Genomic DNA, 19,505 nt, shown 5'->3' with positions numbered 1-19,505 from the left:
ATAGGGCATCAAATAAAATACTAAAAACAGGAGGATAAAAAATGGGAATTGAAGCTAATTATAACGAACTTGTGCAGGTAAGAATCGATAAGCTTAAAAAGCTTCAGGAACAAGGCAAAAATCCTTATGTTCATGAAAAATTTGATTTTACAAACCACAGCATAGATATATTCGATAAGTTTGATGAACTCGAAGGCACAGATGTTGCAGTAGCCGGAAGAATAATGCTAATGAGAGAGCATGGAAAAGCTACATTTGTAACTATTCAGGATTATGAAGGCCGTGTTCAGATATATGTAAGATCAGACAAGATAGGTGAAGACAGCTACAATGATTTCATAACTTATGACATTGGAGATATAATAGGAATAAAAGGAACTGTATTTAAGACACAAAAAGGCGAAATATCTATAAGAGCTACAGAAGCTGTACTTCTTACTAAATCGCTGCAACCACTTCCTGATAAACACTCAGGGCTTAAAGACCAAGATATGAGATACAGACAAAGATATGTCGATCTGATAGTAAATCCAGAAGTAAAAAAAGCATTCCTTTTAAGAAACAAAGCTACTAAAGCCCTTAGAGACTACCTTGATCAAAGAGGGTTCATAGAGGTAGATACACCTATACTAAACACAATAGCGGGTGGAGCAAATGCAAAACCTTTTGTTACGCACCACAATACACTTGATATAGACATGTACTTGAGAATAGCAAATGAGCTTTATCTCAAGAGACTTGTTGTAGGCGGTTTTGAAAAAGTTTACGAGATGGGCAGAATGTTCCGTAACGAAGGAATGTCTATAAAGCACAATCCAGAGTATACTGCCATGGAGCTTTACTGGGCTTATGTTGGATACGAAGAGATAATGGTACTTACAGAAAACCTTGTAGCTCATATGGCGGAGGCTGCAACGGGAAGTACACTGGTTAACTATCAGGGAAAAGAGATAGACTTCAAGCCACCTTGGAAGAGAATGACAATGATAGATGCTGTAAAAGAATACGCTGGAGTAGATTTTTACAAGATACAGACAGACGAAGACGCAATAGCTGCAGCAAAAGAAAAAGGTCTGGAACTTACAGCTTCACAGATGACAAGAGGACATATAATAAGCCTTTTATTTGAAGAATACGGAGAGCAGCATCTGATAGAACCAACATTCATAACTCACCACCCGGTAGAAATTTCTCCACTTTCAAAGAGAAATCCAGATGATCCAAGACTTACAAATAGGTTTGAAGCATTCGTAAATACCTGGGAGATAGCAAATGCGTTTTCAGAGCTTAACGACCCAATTGATCAAAGAGGCAGATTTGAAGATCAGATGAAACAAAGAGAGCTTGGAGATGACGAGGCGCATGATATGGATGAAGACTTCCTTAACGCAATAGAAGTTGGACTTCCACCTACAGGAGGCCTTGGAATAGGAATAGACAGAGTTATAATGCTGCTTACTAACTCAGCATCCATAAGAGACGTAATTCCATTTCCGACAATGAAACCTATAAAAGACGAATCAGCAGAATAATATAAAAAATCACAAAAAAAATCCTTTCCACCATGGAGAGGATTTTTTTATGCGCAGATGCCAGATTTGGTTTTATTTGCATTTGATTTTTTGCTTGCATATATAAAAACGCCAATGGCACTTATGTATAGGAGTGTAGTAAAGTAATAGGGAGTGTGGTAACTGAAATGCTCCATAATATATCCGCCCATGCTTATACCTCCAGCTCTTGACAGACTCGAAAAAAGAGAAAGAAGGCTGCTGAAATTAGAACGCTCTACAGGCTCTACCAGGTCCATAAATATGCTGGTATTAAGAGGCGTCGCCATATTCATCAGGCCGTTTCTCATGAAGAAAGATATGTATACGAGAATTATGCCCTGAGGAAAGGCTATGCTTATCAAAAAGGGAATACTGAGAATCTGGCATATAATGGCTGTCTTATGTCTGCCCATATTTTTTGTAAGGTATGGAAGCAAAAGTCCTCCAGCTATACATCCGAACTGCGAAAAGGAAAGTATAGAACCTATAGATGCATCTTTAAGAGACATAGAATACTTGAGATAGATACTGAAGAAGGGGACCACCATACCGGCGCCAATACCTGTTAAGGAATAATAAAGGATATAAAGCGCAATATCGGGACGTTTAATAATTGCGTATCCTTTTAGACATTCGCTCAGGCTTCGCGTTTTTGCTGGCTTATTTTCAGTAATATAGCTAACTGGGAAGAGGAAGAGCATTGTAAAGAGCGAAGATATTAAAGATATGTAAAAAATTGTATTTTCGATCATGAGAGTATCGCTTAAAAATGTACTCAGGTGTCCACCTGCAAAAGATGCAGTCATAAAACCGAAAAAAGTAACTACAAAATTGTGGCTGAAAGCTTTGAGCCTGTTTGAGGGCTGTGTATTTTCGGCCAGAAAAAGTCCTTCGGCTGTGGCCCTTATACTTAGGCCAAATCCATTTATGACAACAAATAAAGCAATAGAGGGCAGATTTGTAAAAGCGACCATAAGAACCATGGAGACCGATATAAGGATGCAGCTCAGATAAAAACTTTTTTTACGTCCGATTCTTTCTATGAGATAAGCACTTATTATTGATCCAATAGCTACGGCCAGAGTGTTTATAGAAAGTATATTACCAGATATAGACTCACTGTATCCTATGTCAATGAGATAAAGACCTGCAAACATACTGAAAATTCCCTGAGAAAATGAAGCTGAAAAAGAAATGAAATAAAATAGTTTGACGTTGTCAAATTTGTATTTAGATGGCACTTAGACACCTCCGCACGCGAAAAAAGATGAGCAAAGCTCATCTTAAGAAAAGTTTTATCTAAAACCAGTACCTGATTTTTTGTATGCTTGGTAGGAAGAATATGTAACAGTTCTGGTTGAAGGGTTAGAAATCCTATGTTTAGCAGCGGGTCTGACCTTGTCTGGCCTTTTTGATCTGCGAAGATTTAAGCTTACAGAAGATTTTTGCATAATTTCCGATTTTTCAGAAGAACCAGCCAAACCACCACTGTAAAAATTATCATCACACAGATTCTTTTTAAATATTTCAATATGTATAAGCTGAAAAACTTTGCATGAAACAATAAAAAATGCAAAAAGTAAAAGCAAACGTGGTACCATAAATAATCAAACCCCCTCATTTAATTTATTTGCGATATTGTTATAAAACATTATATTACAATTATCTAAAAATTGCAACATCTAATGTGATAAAATTTGTTAAAAAAATCAAAAAAATTTCAGCATAAATTGATTTGAATTTCCTGTAAAATTTTGTTATACTTATGTAAGTTAATAAGCATGAGGAGTACAGATTGATGAATATAAAACTTACTATAGAATATATAGGCACATCTTTTTATGGATGGCAGAAACAGGGGAGTTTAAATACGGTTGAGGCTGCAATTGAAGATGCAATCGAGAAAATTACAAGAAAAAAACCAAAACTGATAGCATCTGGAAGAACTGATGCGGGAGTTCATGCACTTGGCCAAGTGGTCAATTTTCACACGGACACCACTATAGCCCCTGAAAGGCTCAAATATGCCCTGAATTCGAAACTGAATGATGATATCAGAATAATAGAAAGCACCCTAGTAAATGAGAGCTTTCATTCAAGATTTGTAGCTAAAGAGAAAACTTATATTTACAGAATACAGACAGGCTCAGTGAGAAGATCTTTTGAAAAAAACAGATCATATTACGTTAAAGGAGACCTTGACATAGAAAGCATGAGAAAACAGGCAGCTATGATTGTCGGGCAACATGATTTTTCGGCATTCAAATCCGAAGGCTCATCCGCTAAGAAATTTGTAAGGACGGTATACTCTCTGGAACTTAAAAAATACGGTGATATAATTGAAATGGAAATAACCGGAAACGGTTTCCTCTATAACATGGTAAGGATAATTGCAGGAACATTAATAGAGGCAGGCAAGGGTCAAGATATAAATGTTGAAAAAATTTTGGAGTCAAAGTCAAGAGAATTTGCAGGACCCACAGCTCCGGCAATGGGTCTGTATCTAAAAAAAGTGAGCTATTCTATTGACAATGAGCTTTAAATGCATTATAATCTTAAAGAATGTGTAAACTATATGTCCACTGCCCCGGACTTTATTCATACACTAATAGTTGGTTTATTTGTTTAAGGAGGAATTAGAATGAAGTCTTACATTTCTAAACCTGCAGAAGTTACAAGAAAATGGTTTATTGTCGATGCAGAGGGAAAAACATTAGGAAGACTTTCAACTGAGATAGCAACTATCTTAAGAGGAAAGCACAAAGTAACATATACTCCACACGTTGATGGCGGAGATTTTGTAGTAGTAGTAAATGCAGAAAAAATAGCTGTAACAGGAAAGAAATTAGATCAGAAAATATACAGACACCATACAGGTTATATCGGTAACATGAAGGAAGCTCCTTTGAGAAGAATGCTTGCAGAGAAACCGGAAGAAGTTCTTAAGGCTTCTGTAAATGGTATGCTGCCAAAAACTAAATTAAGATCTCCTATGATGAAGAGACTTAAGTTGTTTGTTGGACCAGAGCACACTCACCAAGCACAAAAACTTGAAACTTTAGAAACAATTTAAGAAAGGAGAAAAATTCATGGCTAAGGTACAATATTATGGAACTGGAAGAAGAAAAAGCTCTGTTGCAAGAGTAAGACTTTTACCAGGACAAGGAAACATTGTTATTAACGGAAGAGACATAGAAGAATTTTTTGGATATGAAACTCTTAAGAGAGACGTTCGCAGACCTCTTCAGATGACTGATACATTATCAAAATATGATGTGTTTGTAAATGTTAACGGCGGAGGGTTCAGTGGACAATCTGGAGCAATCAGACACGGAATATCAAGAGCGCTTTTAAAGGCAGATGCAGAATTAAGACCAGCTCTTAAAGCAGCAGGATTCCTTACAAGAGATGCAAGAATGAAAGAAAGAAAGAAATATGGACTTAAGGCAGCTAGAAGAGCTCCTCAGTTCTCAAAAAGATAGAAATATCTTTATACAAAAACCTCAGGGACTTTGTTTCTGGGGTTTTTTTGCGGAAGTTATTTGTTTGTTGATTTTTGGATATGTGGTAAAATAAAGGTGAAAAATAAAAAGCAGGTAAAAACTAAATGATAAAAACAATATTAATTAAAGATAAGAAGACTTTTTTAAAATATACATTGATTTTTTTCCTGATATTCAGTTCAGTCTTTTTTTCTATTACTTCACTATTACAGTATGCGTTGAATGAAAGTAAGAAAAATGAGCTATTGAACAATGAACAGAGGCTTATTGAAGTAGAAAATAAGATTGTTACTAATAAAATAAATAAAATCACCAGTGATTTATTATATGTGTCAGATTGCTTTCGTATGTATGACAAAGGTGACGGAAACTATTTTGAAATTGAGAAACAATGGCTGGCATTTTCAAATAGAAAAAAAACCTATGATCAAATCAGATTTATAGATGCAGATGGAAATGAAGTTGTAAGGGTAAATTATAAGAAAAATGAAGCAATTATTGTTGATAAAGCAAATCTGCAAAATAAAAAAGACAGGTATTATTTTACGGATACTATCAATTTATCGAAAAATCAAATTTACATATCCACTTTAGATTTGAATATGGAAAATAATACCATAGAAGAGCCAATTAAGCCGATGCTAAGGGTTTCGATGCCATATTATGATCAAAATGGAAAATTTAATGGAATTTTTATTTTGAATTATTCTGCAGATGATATGCTGGAACAGGTAAAAGAAGTATCGTCTGGAAGTAATGGCATAATATTCATGCTAAATAATAATGGCTACTGGATTTATGACAGTAAAAACAGTAACAATGAATGGTCCTTTATGTATCCTGAAAGAGTAAATCAGAGCTTTAGCAATAATTATCCTGATGAGTGGGAAAACATGCAAAACAATAAAGATGGATACCTGTTGAGTGGAAATGGTGCTTTTATATATTCAAATATTATTACAAACAGAGCGTTTGCAATAGACAACTCAGCTTATGATATAGTTCTTGGCTCAGGAGACTGGATGCTGGTTTCTTACCTGCCAACAGAAACACAAAACGGCAAATTGTTCACTCAAAGCTTGGGACAAATGCTTATGGGCGTAATCAAGGATAATTATATCTGGTATCTCCTTATTCTTATGGTGTCTGTTATTATAGCAATGCTAATTTCTATTAATAAAAATGAGAGAGAACGGATAAAGTATTTTTCGGAATATGACGTCATGACAGGAGCATATAATAGACGTGCCGGGTTTGAAAAATTGGCCCAGCTATATAAGAAAATGTCTAAAAACGACGGTCAGATTAGTGTTTGTTTTATTGATATAAATGGATTGAAGGAAGTAAATGATGCTCTGGGACATGAAGCAGGGGATGAACTTATTTTAAGTGTAGTAAATGGAATTGAAAAAAATATCCGAAATAATGACTTTGTGGCCAGGCTGGGAGGCGACGAATTCCTGATAATATTTGAAGGCCTTGATGAAGACCAATCGGAAGAAATTTGGAACCGTATTATTAAAGAATACAAAAATGTGAATGAGACGGAAAATAGGAATTATTTAATTAGTGCAAGCCATGGTATTGAAACATTCAGATTTGATTCTAATGAATATATCGATGCAATTGTAAACAATGCCGACGAGAAGATGTATAATGAAAAAAGGAAAATAAAAAAAGATTTGAAGGTATTAAGAAATATATAGTTGAATTTAAATTAATTTGTAAACGAGGTTATAATTATGGAAATAAAAAAAGTAGTAATAGTGGGCAGGGGAGCTCTTGGTATATTGTTTGGTTATCATTTTACAGAAAAAATGGGAAAGTCTGCAGTCTCTTTTATTGCAAGTGACGACAGAATAAAAAAATACAATCAGGAAGTATCTTTATGTAATGGTAAAGTCTGTGACTTTAGCTATATTTCAGAAGACCTTAAAGGCGAGCCGGCAGATCTTGTAATTTTTGCAGTTAAATCTACAAGACTTGAAGAAGCGCTTGAAACGGCAAAAAATCAGATAGGCGATAACACAACGATAATATCGGTGCTAAATGGAATCTCAAGCGAAAAAATTATTTCGGACAGATATGGAAAAGAGAGGATTATACACTGCGTGGCACAGGGGATGGATGCTGTAAAACTTGGGAATGATCTTTCTTATTCTAAAATGGGAGAGCTTATAGTTGGGATACAAAGTGAGGATAAACAAAAGAGAGAAAGGCTCGACAGCCTGTGCGATTTTTTTGAAAAGGTCCAGCTGCCTTACACAAGAGAAAAAGACATCATTCACAGAATGTGGAGTAAATTCATGCTTAATGTGGGTGTGAATCAGGTGGTTATGGTAAATGAAGGAACATACAAGACTATACAGAGCCCAGGAGAACCAAGGTATATGATGATTGGAGCGATGAGAGAGGTAGTAAAATTATCTGAATATGAAGGAGCCAACGTTACGGAAAAAGAACTTCAGGATTATTTAAGTATTGTAGATTCACTAGACCCTGAAAATATGCCATCAATGCGTCAAGATGGAATTGAAAAACGTAAATCAGAAGTAGAGCTTTTTTCGGGAACGGTCATAAATCTATCTAAGGAACACTCCGTAGAATCGCCGGTAAACGAATTGCTATACAAAAAAATAAAAGAAATAGAAAGCACGTATTAAAAACATTGTACATTAAGGTGAAAATGGGTGAAACTGTTCAATGAGAAAAAATTTACACATATTTTTATTCATTGAAACGAGGACAAAAATGGAAAACATCAAAAATAATTTTGCAGGAGTCTTAATTTGTATTTTGATTGCGGTTCCATCCTGGGCATTGGGATCAATGTATCCTGTAGCAGTTTCAATAGGAATGCCCATAGAGATATTTGCACCTATAAGAGAAGTGAGTAAATTCTTTATAATACTTGCTATGGCTGCAATCGGATTTAACACAGATGTTATAAAACTTGTCAGAACAGGTGGGAAACCTCTAATTATGGGATTTGCATGCTGGACTGGAATAACGGCAGTAAGTCTTATAATGCAAAGATTGATGGAAATTTGGTAGAAAATCAAGACATTATATTGACAAAGTTAAAAAAAAGGATTAAAATTGAAACATATAAAGTAGGTAGGTTTAGTAGGTTATTATTTCCGAGAAAAGGAGTTTAATATGAAAACATACAAAAGAATAAAGGACCTGGTAGGAAACACACCGATAGTAGAGCTTGCAAATTTAGAAAAAGAATTTGACATAAAGGCAACAGTGCTCGTAAAATTAGAATATTTCAATCCTGCTGGTAGTGTTAAAGACAGGATTGCAAATGCAATGATAAAAGATGCAGAAGAAAAAAATTTAATAAGAGAAGGAACTGTTATAATTGAGCCTACGAGCGGAAATACAGGAATAGGAATTGCTTCGGCAGCAGCTGCGAGAGGATACAAAGTAATACTCACTATGCCAGAGACTATGAGCGTGGAACGAAGAAACCTGCTTAGAGCTTACGGTGCAGAAGTAATTTTGACTGAGGGAACAAAAGGGATGAAAGGTGCTATAGAAAAAGCAGCAGAACTGGCAGAAAAAATAGAAAACAGCTTTATTCCAAGCCAGTTTAACAACCCGGCTAATCCAAAGATACATTTTGAAACTACAGGACCAGAAATATGGAATGATACTGATGGTGAAGTAGATATATTCATAGCTGGTATAGGTACTGGCGGTACCATAAGTGGGGCAGGTAAATATCTTAAGAGTAAAAATCCTGATATTAAAGTTATTGGAGTAGAGCCGGCAGCTTCACCGATACTTTCGGGAGGGAAACCAGGGCCACATAAGATTCAAGGTTTGGGTGCGGGTTTTGTACCTGAAACACTTGATACTCAGATTTATGATGAAATAATAACAATAGAAAATGAAGATGCTTTTGAAATGGCTAAAGCTATATCAACAAAAGAAGGAATACTTGCGGGAATATCTTCAGGTGCGGCACTAAAAGCAGCGGAGATAGTTGGAAAAAGAAAAGAAAATGAAGGCAAGGTTATAGTTGTAATTTTACCAGATAATGGAGAACGATACCTATCTACGCCGATGTTTATATAAATTTAAAACAATAAAGAAAGCATGTTCCATATGGAACATGCTTTCTTTATTGTTTTAAATACTGAAATCAAAAATAAATTCTTTTCTGTGCTTGTCCAAAATATCCTGGAGTGTGATACTGTCAAGATACTCTGAAATAACTTTATCCAGACCCTGCCAGACATAAAGGGTCATGCACTGTCCTTCTCTTTCGCAAGTAGAATTGTTTCCCTCAAGACACGATACAGGAGCAATGCTGCCTTCTGTTATTCGAAGTATATCTCCTACTGTATACATGGAAGGATCTTTTGCTAGCATATAGCCTCCTTGATATCCACGGCTTGCAACAAGCATATCAGCATTATTAAGAAGAGGGATTATCTGTTCAAGATATTTTTTGGATATTCCCTGTCTTTTAGCTATATCTTTAAGAGCTACGTAGCCCTCTCCCTTGTGTTCAGAAAGGTCCAGAAGCATACGCAGAACATATCTGCCTTTAGTTGAAATTTTCATAATTACACCTCTTTAAATGGATTATATCATAGCTTCGTTTTGATATCAATTGTATAAGCCCATAAAAAAACAAGAGCATCTAATATCCATATGGATTTGTTGAAAATTTAGTAAATCAATGATATTATGAGGATGGACCTTAAGAAAAGTTGAGTATGAGATTTATAAAATGAAAGGAGAAAAAGTATGGAAAAATTTATTTTGAAAGAGTACATTGAAAACGTCCTGGTTTTAAAGCTTAACAGGCCAGAAGCCCTTAACTCCCTTAATACGGACCTGCTCAGTCAGCTTGGGGAAGCTGTTGATGAAGCGGCAAATGATGATAATGTGAACGTGATTATCATAACTGGCCAAGGAAAAGCCTTTGTAGCAGGTGCAGACATTGCTCAGATGAGTGTTTTGAATGCTTCTGAGGGCAAAGAGTTCGGTAAATTTGGGGCATCGATATTTAGAAAGCTTGAAGAAATGCCAAAAGCTGTAATTGCGGCTGTAAATGGATTCGCACTTGGTGGTGGCTGTGAGCTTGCAATGGCATGTGACATAAGGATTGCCTCAGAAAAAGCCAAGTTCGGTCAGCCCGAAGTAGGTCTTGGAATTACACCGGGATTTTCTGGAACCCAGAGGATGTCAAGGCTTGTAGGTCCAGGGAAAGCAAAGGAACTCATATTTACTGGAAATATTATAAACGCGCAGGTGGCCAAAGAAATAGGTCTGGTAAATCACATTACTGAGCCAGAAAAACTTATGGAAACTGCTCTTGAAATGGCCAAAAAAATCTCTTCTAATGCGCAACTTGCAGTTGCATATGCCAAAGAAGCAATCGAACGTGGATCTCAGACTGATATTAGCACAGCCATAGAGATAGAAGCCAGTCTTTTCGGACTATGTTTTTCTACAGAAGACCAAAAAGAAGGAATGGCGGCTTTTCTTGAAAAAAGAAAACCTGTATTCATTAAAAAATAAATAAAAAAGCAAAAGGTATTGACACTTATTTATCAAGTGTGCAATAATGTTTTTAGGAAACGTTAACGGTAGCACTTGAATATAATACTTATTTGGAGGCGAAAACATGAAAATTTGTGTAGTTGGGACAGGAACAATGGGAGCAGGAATAGCTCAGACTTTTGCACAGGCAGGATACGCAGTAATATTTAAAGGAAGATCAGAAGCTTCACTAAACAGAGCTATCAGTTCTATTACAAAATCTCTTTCAAAGCAGGTTGAAAAAGGCAAGATGGAAGAGGCAAAAAAAGAGGAAATACTGTCTAATATAAGTGTTGCGCTTGAATACCAAGAGTGCAAAGATGCAGATATATTCATAGAGGCTATAGCAGAAGATATGGAAACTAAAAAATCTACTTTCGCTGAAATTGAAAAAATCGCAAAAGAAGATGCAATAATGGCAACTAACACTTCTTCACTTTCAATTACAGAGGTGGCTTCGACAACATCAAGACCAGAGCGAGTAATTGGAATGCATTTCTTTAATCCAGTTCCTGCAATGAAACTTGTAGAAGTTATCAAAGGGCAGGTAACTGACCAAGATATATTTAACAAAGTTTTTGAACTTTCAAAGGCTGTAGGCAAAGTGCCTGTAGAAATAGAAGAAGGACCAGGTTTTGTAGTTAACAGAATACTTGTACCTATGATAAATGAAGCGGTTGGAATACTTGCCGATGGAGTTGCAAAAAAAGAAGACATAGATGAAGCTATGAAACTTGGAGCAAACCATCCAATGGGGCCACTTGCTCTTGCAGACCTTATAGGACTGGATGTTTGCCTTGCTATAATGCAAGTACTTTACAGCGAATTTGGAGACACAAAATACAGAGCACATCCACTTCTTAAAAAGATGGTAAGAGCAAATCTTCTAGGAAGAAAGACAAAAGCAGGATTCTATAACTATTAGATTTATCCAAACATAAAGGTTACTTTCATAAAAAATGCACGATGTTCGACATATTAGTAACGAAGAAAACCCTTGACATACTCAAACCAAATATAATATAGTATACCTAACAGGCAATTTTCGTAAAGGATACTCATGTATTATTTATAGTTAAGGTTAACGGTGATTCGTCAATATTAGATTGAAATACAGCAGAGCATGGATAAAAGCAGTACTTTGAAGTTAATTCAACTTCTGCTTGCATGTTCTGCTGAATCATATAAAATTATATGTATTGATTACTAGTGCGTTGTAACACTTGATTTTGGAAGGAGCAATATGATGAGAGAAGTTGTAATAGTAAGTGCAGCAAGAACTGCAGTAGGTAGTTTTGGTGGAGGACTTACTCCTATGGGAGCAAGAGAACTAGGAGCAGTAGCGGCAAAAGAAGCTATTAAAAGAGCTAAGATAAGTCCAGATATGATAGATGAGTCGATAATAGGGAATGTACTTTCTGCAGGACTTGGACAAAACGTATCAAGACAGATAAGTATTGATGCTGGAATACCAGTAGAAAAACCTGCTATGGGTGTAAATATAGTTTGTGGATCAGGACTTAGGGCTGTTTCTATGGCCGCACAGATTATAGCGCTTGGAGATGCAGATATAATACTTGCTGGTGGATCTGAGAGTATGAGCAATGCTCCATATGTTACCAACTCTGCAAGATGGGGAGCAAGAATGGGAAACGTTAACATGGTAGACGTTATGGTTAACGATGGCCTTACTGATGCATTTGAAGGATATCATATGGGAATAACAGCAGAAAACCTTGCTGAAAAATATGAACTTACAAGAGAAATGCAAGATGATCTTGCACTTAACAGTCAGCTAAGAGCTGAAAAAGCACAAAAAGAAGGCAAGTTTGATGATGAGATCGTACCTGTAGTTATATCAACTAGAAAAGGTGATGTGATAATAGATAAAGATGAATTCATAAAACCAGGCATGACTATGGAAAAACTTGCAAAATTAAAGCCAGCTTTCAAAAAAGGTGGTACTGTTACAGCAGGAAATGCTTCGGGAATCAATGATGGAGCAGCCATGCTTATAGTAATGTCAAAAGACAAAGCTGACGAGCTAGGACTTGAGCCAATGGCTACTATAGTGTCATATGCTACTTGTGGAGTTGAACCTTCAGTAATGGGTTATGGACCAGTTCCAACCGTGAGAAAAGCCCTTGATAAGGCTGGGATGGCTATGAATGATATAGAACTTGTAGAAGCTAACGAAGCATTTGCATCACAGGCTCTTTCAGTTTCAAAAGCACTCGAGTTTGATATGGAAAAGGTAAACGTAAACGGAGGAGCCATAGCGCTTGGACATCCAATCGGAGCTTCAGGAGCTCGTATTCTTACAACTCTTTTATATGAAATGAAGAGAGCAGACAAAAAGACAGGACTTGCGACACTTTGTATAGGTGGGGGAATGGGAACAGCCCTTATAGTAAAAAGATAGACACTGACAATAACAAATAACCATGATAACAATAGTAGACTCCTTATCATGCTCTAGATAGGATAAGGAGTTTATTTTGTAATAAATATTGTTTAATTATTAATTAACAGGAGGAAATAAGATGAATTTTACTTTAACTAAGGAGCAATTACTACTTAGACAGATGCTAAGAGAATTTTCATTAAATGAAGTTAAACCTTTAGCAGCAGAAGTTGATGAAGAGGAAAGATTTCCAGTAGAAACTGTAGAAAAAATGGTTAAGGCTGGAATTATGGGAATACCATTTGCAAAGCAGTATGGAGGAGCAGGTGCAAACTATGTAGCTTATGCCATGGCAGTGGAGGAACTATCAAGAGTATGTGCTACAACTGGAGTTATAGTATCAGCGCACACATCACTTGGTGGAGGTCCGCTTGTGGATTTTGGAACTGAAGAACAAAAGCAGAAATATCTTGTGCCACTTGCAAACGGCTCAAAGATGGGGGCTTTTGGACTAACTGAGCCAAATGCTGGAACAGATGCAGGCGGGCAACAGACAACAGCGGTATTAGATGGAGATCATTACATCCTTAACGGAACAAAGATATTCATAACAAATGCTATGTACGCAGATACATATATAGTTATGGCTATGACTGACAAATCAATAGGAACAAGAGGAATATCAGCCTTTATAGTTGAAAAAGACATGCCAGGATTTACATTTGGACCTAAAGAGAAAAAACTTGGGATCAGAGGTTCGGCTACATGTGAGCTGGTATTTGAAAATGTAAGAGTACCTAAAGAAAATCTTCTTGGAAAAGAAGGCCAGGGATTTAAGGTAGCTATGAAGACTCTTGACGGAGGAAGAATTGGTATAGCAGCTCAAGCTCTTGGAATTGCTCAAGGAGCAATGGATGAGACCATAGCTTATGTAAAAGAAAGAAAACAATTTGGAAAATCGATATCTCAGTTCCAAAATACACAGTTCCAGCTTGCAAGTATGGCAGCTAAGGTAGAAGCGGCAAGACTACTTGTTTACAAAGCGGCAGACTGTAAGGACAGAGGTCTTTCATATAGTGTTGAGGCTGCAACAGCAAAGCTTATAGCTTCTGAAACAGCTATGGAAGTTACAACAAAATGTCTGCAGTTATTCGGAGGATACGGCTACACAAGAGAGTACCCAATCGAGAGAATGATGAGAGATGCAAAGATAACAGAGATTTACGAAGGAACTTCAGAAGTTCAAAGAATGGTAATAGCAGCAAACTTATTGAAATAAATACGGGAGGAATAAAATGAATATAGTAGTTTGTATAAAACAGGTACCTGATACTACAGAGGTAAAGCTTGACCCTAAAACTGGAACTCTTATAAGAGATGGAGTTCCGTCAATAATAAACCCAGATGACAAGGCAGGACTAGAAGCTGCCCTTAGAATAAAAGACAAAAATGGTTCTCATGTAACAGTGCTTACAATGGGACCTCCTCAGGCAGACCTTGCACTTAGAGAAGCGCTTGCAATGGGAGCAGACAGAGCAATACTGCTTACAGACAGAGCATTTGCAGGAGCAGACACATGGGCAACATCATCAGCTTTAGCAGGGGCACTAAAAAAAATAGACTGTGACTTGATAATCGCAGGAAGACAGGCAATAGACGGTGATACAGCGCAAGTTGGACCACAGATAGCTGAGCATCTTAACATTCCTTCAGTAGCTTACGTTGAAGAAATAGAAGCTTATGATAAATCAATTGTTGTAAAAAGATCATTTGAAGATGGATATCAGATGATAAAAGTTCAGACGCCTTGCCTTATAACTGCGCTTAAAGAGCTTAACGAATCAAGATATATGAACGTTCAGGGAATATTTGAAGCGTTTGAAGGAGATAAAGTTGAAATTTGGTCTGTAAACGACATCGAAGTTGATCCAAACAACCTTGGGCTTAAAGGATCACCTACAAAAGTTAAAAAATCATTCACAAAAGGTGCAAAAACAGCGGGTAAATTATTCGATGTTTCTCCACAAGAAGCAGCTCAGATTATAGTTGACAAGCTTCAGGAAAAATACCTTATATAGTTATTAACATATCAAACAGGCGTATAAAATATAAATTTTGAAGAAAGCAGGAGGTATTCAGGTGAACCTTTCAGAATATAAAGGAGTATTAGTATTCATAGAGCAGAGAAATAAAGAAGTTCAAAAAGTATCTATGGAACTACTGGGAAAAGGAAGATCGTTAGCAGATACATTGGGAGTTAGTGTAACCGCAGCACTTTTAGGACATGATGTAACAGATATTGCAAGAGACCTTATTGTTCATGGAGCAGATAAAGTTGTAATAGCAGATGATAAGATGCTGGAGCTTTTTGTTACAGAGCCTTACACAAAAGCTCTGGTAGGTATTATAAAGCAGGAAAATCCGGAGATAGTTCTTTTTGGAGCGACTTCAATAGGAAGAGACCTTGCTCCAAGAGTTTCAGCAAGAGTCCATACAGGACTTACAGCTGACTGTACAAGCCTTGACATTGAAGATGAAACTAAGAATCTTCTTATGACAAGACCCGCATTTGGCGGTAACATAATGGCAACTATAGCTTGCCCTGACTTTAGACCACAGATGTCTACAGTAAGACCTGGTGTTATGCAAAAAATGGCATCAGATCATAACAGAAAAGGTGAAATAGTAGCATTTGATGCAAAACTTGAAGCAGGAGATATGAACGTAGAAATCCTTGAATATGTTAAGGAAACAAAAGCAAAAGCAAACATAGATGAAGCTGGCATGCTTATATCAGCTGGTAGAGGAGTAGGTGGAAAAGATAATCTTGGACCACTTTATGAGCTTGCAGATACAATAGGTGGACTTGTTTCAGGATCAAGAGCAGTAATAGATGCTGGATGGCTTGACAAAGACAGACAGGTAGGACAGACAGGAAAGACTGTAAGACCAGAAGTTTATATGGCGTGTGGTATTTCAGGAGCTATACAGCACGTTGCTGGAATGGAAGAATCAGAACTTATAATAGCTGTAAACAAAAATCCAGATGCAGCTATATTTGAAGTAGCAGATCTTGGTCTTGTGGGAGATGTAGCAAAAATTCTTCCGCTTGTGACTGATCTTATAAAGAAAGTTAAAAAAGAAGCAAACGAAAAATAATTATGAGATTTTCGAAAAACCATAAATAATTCTTAAAAATACGAACTGCGCATAAGCAGTTCGTATTTTTTTTAAAAAACAGATATTTATAAATTTTATGAAAATTATTCAAATTATTAATAATAGTAGTTGACGTTTATTATAAAGTTTGATATTATATTATCAGAAAGAGACGAGTTGAATCATTAATTAATCATGATTACAAATTAGAAAGGAGCCTATAAAGATCATTCTGCTTTATAAAAATACTGATTTATTTTAAAAAATGAAGGGAGAGTATTGTGGAAAAAAACAAGTTGAATGTAAAAAAAGACAACTCAGTATATTACATATCATTGGCTTTCACGCTGATAATCGTTTTATGGGGGCTATTGGCTCCAGATAATTTTGAAAAAGTAGGAAATGGGGTATTTGGATTTCTGGTAAATGAGTTTGGATGGTTCTATACCTTATCTATGTCATCATTTGTTATTTTTGCTATATGGATAGGCTTTTTTTCGAAATACAAGAATATAAGACTTGGGCCAGATGATTCAAAACCCGAGTACAGCAACATCTCATGGTTCGCAATGCTTTTTTCGGCAGGAATGGGGATTGGTCTGGTATTTTGGGGAGCTGCGGAGCCGCTCAATCATTTTATGGCGCCACTTGGTGCAGAAGCTGGTACACTGGCAGCACAAGAGTTTGCTGTATCCAAATCGTTTCTTCACTGGGGACTGCACCCCTGGGCTAACTATAGCGTACTTGCACTTGCGCTTGCCTATATGCAGTTTAGAAAAAACAAGCCAGGTCTCATAAGTAGCGTATTTATACCTCTTTTTGGAGAAAAAATAGTAAGTGGCTGGGTAGGCAAAATGATAGATATATTAGCTATATTTGCAACTGTAGCTGGAGTAGCAACTTCACTTGGTCTTGGAACCTATCAGATAAACAGTGGGCTTAACTTCTTGTTTGGGATACCAGAAAGCAGTATGGTTCAGGTAATCATAGTTGTGGTTGTAACTGTAGCATTTATGATTTCAGCTATAACAGGATTGGACAGAGGAATAAAATTCCTTTCAAATCTCAACGTGGGAATTGCTTCAATTCTTGTGATTGGGGCCTTTATAATAGGACCTTCAGTTTATATCATGAATATTTTTGTTGAGGGAATAGGGGTATATTTTAGGGACCTTGCTCAAAATTCATTCCAACTTGGAGCTTTTGGAGATACAAGCTGGTATGGAGGCTGGACAATATTCTACTGGGCCTGGTGGATAGCATGGGCACCATTTACTGGGACATTTATAGCCAGGATATCAAGAGGAAGAACGATAAAAGAATTTATAACAGGAGTATTACTAGCACCAACTCTGGCTTCATTTATATGGTTCGCTGTATTTGGAGGAATGGGATTCAACCTTGGTTCTGGAGTCGCATCAGAAGCTATAAAATCTACTTCAACAGCATTTTTTGTAGTAATGAGAGAGTATCCTGCTGGATCGATAATTTCTATGGTAGCAATCTTGTTACTTTGCACATTCTTTGTTACATCTGCAGATTCTGCAACTTTTGTACTGGGGATGTTTAGTTCTAATGGGGATCTTAATCCAGATACAAAGCGCAAATTTGTATGGGGAATAATACAGTCTTCGCTGGCCCTGTCACTTATGATTGGAAGCAGTAATGGACTGCAGATGTTACAGACCATATCTATAGTCGCAGCATTTCCCTTTGCATTCATAATGCTATTAGCAATGGTATCACTTGTAAAAGTCCTTAGAGAAGATGTCGCAGAAAGTGAATCTGAATACGTAGTGGAAAAGCTATTAGAAAAAGCAAGCGAAATAGAAATTGAAATAGAAACGAAAATTGGTGTGGCTGTTGCGGCAGAATAATTTTAATTTGAAAGGAGCAAAATATGAAACTGGAAATAGGTAATTTTTATGTAAAAGATGTCAGACTTGGAAATGAGACATCATACAAAGATGGAATTCTTAGTATAGATAAAGAAGCTGCGCTGGCTTTTATAAAAGAAGAAGAGAATCATATAACAGATGTAGATATTGTAATAGCAAGACCTGGTGATGATGTAAGGATAGTTCCTGTAAAAGAGGCCGTAGAGCCAAGGATAAGACCTGATGGAAGGACACTTTTTCCTGGGATAACAGGTGAAGTTATGCCAACTGGACAAGGAAGGGTTCATGCACTTAAGGGCTGCAGCGTTCTGGCCGTTGGAAAGCACTGGGGAAGCTTTGGAGATGGAATGATAGATATGAATGCTGGTGCCAAATATACATATTACTCAAAACTCATAAATATATGTATGGTTGCAGATACTGATGAGGAATTTGAAAGATACGAGCAGCAGAAAAAGAATAAAGCACTTAGATGGGCCGCCCACAAACTTGCAGAATTTATAGGACAGGCAGTAAAGGACCTTGAGCCAGAAGCCATAGACGTTTATGAGCTGGATCCTGTAACAAAAAGAAGTGAAGAAATAAACAAGCTTCCTTCAGTAGTCCTGGTTATGCAACCTCAGTCACAGATGGAAGAACTTGGCTACAATGCAATGATTTATGGATGGGATATGAACAAATATGTACCAACCTTCATGAGTCCATCAGAAGTTCTGGACGGAGCAATAATTTCAGGAAGCTTTATGCCGGCTTCATCCAAATGGTCAACATATGACCTTCAAAATTTCCCGACTATAAGAGAGCTTTACACTGAGCATGGAAAGACGATAAACTTTTTGGGAGTGATAATGTCAAATCTAAACGTTTCACTTGAGCAAAAAGAAAGAGCAGCAATATTTGTAGCACAGATTGCAAAATCTCTGGGTGCAGATGGGGCCATAGTTACAGAAGAAGGATACGGTAATCCCGATGCCGACTATATAAGATGCATAGTAGCGCTTGAAGATGCAGGTGTAAAAGTAGTGGGAATAAGCAATGAGTGTACAGGAAGAGATGGTGCGTCGCAGCCACTTGTTACTCTTGATAAAAAAGCAGACGCACTTGTTTCGACAGGCAACGTATCTCAGATAATAGAGCTTGCTCCAGCGTCAGCTGTAATAGGTGAGCTTGAGTCACTTGCCAGAGACGGACTTTCAGGCGGATGGGCAGATGATGAAGTTTTAGGATCTTCAGTAAGAGAAGATGGTTCTGTAATTATGGAAAATAATGCCATGTTCTGTGGAGACCAGGTAGCAGGATGGTCAACCAAGACAATGAGGGAATTCTAAGGAGGATATGAGATGAAAAAAGCTATACACTATATAAATCAGTTTTTTGCAGGAATTGGGGGCGAAGACAAGGCAGACTATGGTCCGCATATATCAGA

The 19,505-nt window shown here is 36.9% G+C and carries 20 protein-coding genes; 17 read left to right on the top strand and 3 right to left on the bottom strand.

Annotated elements, in window-relative coordinates; all coding sequences use genetic code 11:
* Positions 1–41 precede the first annotated feature (41 nt).
* A complete protein-coding gene (gene lysS, locus G558_RS0104420) occupies positions 42–1,532 on the top strand; it encodes a lysine--tRNA ligase (RefSeq protein ID WP_028829096.1) in 1,491 nt (496 codons plus the stop codon).
* A 47-nt stretch (positions 1,533–1,579) separates the two neighbouring features.
* Here lysS and G558_RS0104415 read toward each other — a convergent pair whose 3' ends face one another.
* Entirely contained in the window at positions 1,580–2,794 is a 1,215-nt protein-coding gene (locus tag G558_RS0104415) for an MFS transporter (protein ID WP_028829095.1), read from the bottom strand.
* Positions 2,795–2,848: 54 nt separating this feature from the next.
* Entirely contained in the window at positions 2,849–3,154 is a 306-nt protein-coding gene (locus G558_RS0104410; protein WP_028829094.1) for a hypothetical protein, read from the bottom strand.
* Positions 3,155–3,351: 197 nt separating this feature from the next.
* Here G558_RS0104410 and truA point away from each other — a divergent pair, with 197 nt between their 5' ends.
* The 7 genes from truA (at position 3,352) to cysK (ending at position 9,142) form a co-directional block, all read left to right on the top strand.
* The gene (gene truA, locus G558_RS0104405) at positions 3,352–4,095 is read left to right on the top strand and encodes a tRNA pseudouridine(38-40) synthase TruA (protein ID WP_278233963.1); all 744 of its coding nucleotides are present in this window, start codon (positions 3,352–3,354) and stop codon (positions 4,093–4,095) included.
* A 99-nt stretch (positions 4,096–4,194) separates the two neighbouring features.
* On the top strand, positions 4,195–4,626 hold the full coding sequence (gene rplM, locus G558_RS0104400; RefSeq protein ID WP_028829092.1) for a 50S ribosomal protein L13: 432 nt from the start codon (positions 4,195–4,197) through the stop codon (positions 4,624–4,626).
* Positions 4,627–4,642: 16 nt separating this feature from the next.
* Entirely contained in the window at positions 4,643–5,035 is a 393-nt protein-coding gene (rpsI, locus tag G558_RS0104395; RefSeq protein WP_028829091.1) for a 30S ribosomal protein S9, read from the top strand.
* Positions 5,036–5,160: 125 nt separating this feature from the next.
* A complete protein-coding gene (locus tag G558_RS0104390) occupies positions 5,161–6,762 on the top strand; it encodes a sensor domain-containing diguanylate cyclase (protein ID WP_028829090.1) in 1,602 nt (533 codons plus the stop codon).
* Positions 6,763–6,798: 36 nt separating this feature from the next.
* Positions 6,799–7,719 (top strand): ketopantoate reductase family protein, encoded by a 921-nt coding sequence (locus G558_RS0104385; RefSeq protein ID WP_028829089.1) that lies wholly within the window; start codon positions 6,799–6,801, stop codon positions 7,717–7,719.
* Between the two features lie 88 nt (positions 7,720–7,807).
* Entirely contained in the window at positions 7,808–8,110 is a 303-nt protein-coding gene (locus G558_RS14265; protein ID WP_028829088.1) for a putative sulfate exporter family transporter, read from the top strand.
* 105 nt (positions 8,111–8,215) lie between these two features.
* A complete protein-coding gene (gene cysK / locus G558_RS0104375) occupies positions 8,216–9,142 on the top strand; it encodes a cysteine synthase A (protein ID WP_028829087.1) in 927 nt (308 codons plus the stop codon).
* Between the two features lie 54 nt (positions 9,143–9,196).
* Here the strand turns inward: cysK and G558_RS0104370 are convergent, their stop codons facing one another.
* A complete protein-coding gene (locus tag G558_RS0104370) occupies positions 9,197–9,634 on the bottom strand; it encodes an RrF2 family transcriptional regulator (protein WP_028829086.1) in 438 nt (145 codons plus the stop codon).
* 186 nt (positions 9,635–9,820) lie between these two features.
* Here G558_RS0104370 and G558_RS0104365 point away from each other — a divergent pair, with 186 nt between their 5' ends.
* The 9 genes from G558_RS0104365 to G558_RS13620 form a co-directional block, all read left to right on the top strand.
* Positions 9,821–10,597, top strand: coding sequence for an enoyl-CoA hydratase-related protein (locus G558_RS0104365; RefSeq protein ID WP_028829085.1), 777 nt, complete (start codon positions 9,821–9,823; stop codon positions 10,595–10,597).
* Between the two features lie 106 nt (positions 10,598–10,703).
* A complete protein-coding gene (locus G558_RS0104360; protein WP_028829084.1) occupies positions 10,704–11,543 on the top strand; it encodes a 3-hydroxybutyryl-CoA dehydrogenase in 840 nt (279 codons plus the stop codon).
* Between the two features lie 321 nt (positions 11,544–11,864).
* Positions 11,865–13,040, top strand: a complete 1,176-nt coding sequence (locus G558_RS0104355; RefSeq protein ID WP_028829083.1) for an acetyl-CoA C-acetyltransferase — start codon at positions 11,865–11,867, stop codon at positions 13,038–13,040.
* A 121-nt stretch (positions 13,041–13,161) separates the two neighbouring features.
* Positions 13,162–14,301, top strand: coding sequence for an acyl-CoA dehydrogenase (locus tag G558_RS0104350; protein ID WP_028829082.1), 1,140 nt, complete (start codon positions 13,162–13,164; stop codon positions 14,299–14,301).
* Between the two features lie 16 nt (positions 14,302–14,317).
* Positions 14,318–15,100: an electron transfer flavoprotein subunit beta/FixA family protein gene (locus G558_RS0104345; protein ID WP_028829081.1), complete on the top strand. Its 783-nt coding sequence runs from the start codon at positions 14,318–14,320 to the stop codon at positions 15,098–15,100.
* A gap of 61 nt (positions 15,101–15,161) precedes the next feature.
* Positions 15,162–16,181, top strand: a complete 1,020-nt coding sequence (locus G558_RS0104340; protein ID WP_028829080.1) for an electron transfer flavoprotein subunit alpha/FixB family protein — start codon at positions 15,162–15,164, stop codon at positions 16,179–16,181.
* Positions 16,182–16,462: 281 nt separating this feature from the next.
* A complete protein-coding gene (locus G558_RS0104335; RefSeq protein WP_036931595.1) occupies positions 16,463–18,058 on the top strand; it encodes a glycine betaine uptake BCCT transporter in 1,596 nt (531 codons plus the stop codon).
* 23 nt (positions 18,059–18,081) lie between these two features.
* Positions 18,082–19,407 (top strand): glycine/sarcosine/betaine reductase component B subunit, encoded by a 1,326-nt coding sequence (locus G558_RS0104330; RefSeq protein WP_028829078.1) that lies wholly within the window; start codon positions 18,082–18,084, stop codon positions 19,405–19,407.
* Between the two features lie 12 nt (positions 19,408–19,419).
* A partial coding sequence (locus G558_RS13620; protein ID WP_156888510.1) for a glycine/sarcosine/betaine reductase selenoprotein B family protein occupies positions 19,420–19,505 on the top strand: 86 nt, incomplete at its 3' end.

The sequence above is a fragment of the Proteocatella sphenisci DSM 23131 genome (genome assembly GCF_000423525.1).
Lineage (GTDB): Bacteria > Bacillota > Clostridia > Peptostreptococcales > Filifactoraceae > Proteocatella > Proteocatella sphenisci.
This window is presented reverse-complemented; position numbering and strand designations above follow the sequence as displayed.

What these genes read in the sequence shown, in the direction of transcription:
- lysS (WP_028829096.1), top strand. Translation starts at nt 42, where the DNA reads ATGGGAATTGAAGCTAATTATAACGAACTTGTGCAGGTAAGAATCGAT.
- G558_RS0104410 (WP_028829094.1), bottom strand. Translation starts at nt 3,154, where the DNA reads ATGGTACCACGTTTGCTTTTACTTTTTGCATTTTTTATTGTTTCATGC.
- truA (WP_278233963.1), top strand. Translation starts at nt 3,352, where the DNA reads ATGAATATAAAACTTACTATAGAATATATAGGCACATCTTTTTATGGA.
- rplM (WP_028829092.1), top strand. Translation starts at nt 4,195, where the DNA reads ATGAAGTCTTACATTTCTAAACCTGCAGAAGTTACAAGAAAATGGTTT.
- rpsI (WP_028829091.1), top strand. Translation starts at nt 4,643, where the DNA reads ATGGCTAAGGTACAATATTATGGAACTGGAAGAAGAAAAAGCTCTGTT.
- G558_RS0104390 (WP_028829090.1), top strand. Translation starts at nt 5,161, where the DNA reads ATGATAAAAACAATATTAATTAAAGATAAGAAGACTTTTTTAAAATAT.
- G558_RS0104385 (WP_028829089.1), top strand. Translation starts at nt 6,799, where the DNA reads ATGGAAATAAAAAAAGTAGTAATAGTGGGCAGGGGAGCTCTTGGTATA.
- G558_RS14265 (WP_028829088.1), top strand. Translation starts at nt 7,808, where the DNA reads ATGGAAAACATCAAAAATAATTTTGCAGGAGTCTTAATTTGTATTTTG.
- cysK (WP_028829087.1), top strand. Translation starts at nt 8,216, where the DNA reads ATGAAAACATACAAAAGAATAAAGGACCTGGTAGGAAACACACCGATA.
- G558_RS0104370 (WP_028829086.1), bottom strand. Translation starts at nt 9,634, where the DNA reads ATGAAAATTTCAACTAAAGGCAGATATGTTCTGCGTATGCTTCTGGAC.
- G558_RS0104365 (WP_028829085.1), top strand. Translation starts at nt 9,821, where the DNA reads ATGGAAAAATTTATTTTGAAAGAGTACATTGAAAACGTCCTGGTTTTA.
- G558_RS0104360 (WP_028829084.1), top strand. Translation starts at nt 10,704, where the DNA reads ATGAAAATTTGTGTAGTTGGGACAGGAACAATGGGAGCAGGAATAGCT.
- G558_RS0104355 (WP_028829083.1), top strand. Translation starts at nt 11,865, where the DNA reads ATGAGAGAAGTTGTAATAGTAAGTGCAGCAAGAACTGCAGTAGGTAGT.
- G558_RS0104350 (WP_028829082.1), top strand. Translation starts at nt 13,162, where the DNA reads ATGAATTTTACTTTAACTAAGGAGCAATTACTACTTAGACAGATGCTA.
- G558_RS0104345 (WP_028829081.1), top strand. Translation starts at nt 14,318, where the DNA reads ATGAATATAGTAGTTTGTATAAAACAGGTACCTGATACTACAGAGGTA.
- G558_RS0104330 (WP_028829078.1), top strand. Translation starts at nt 18,082, where the DNA reads ATGAAACTGGAAATAGGTAATTTTTATGTAAAAGATGTCAGACTTGGA.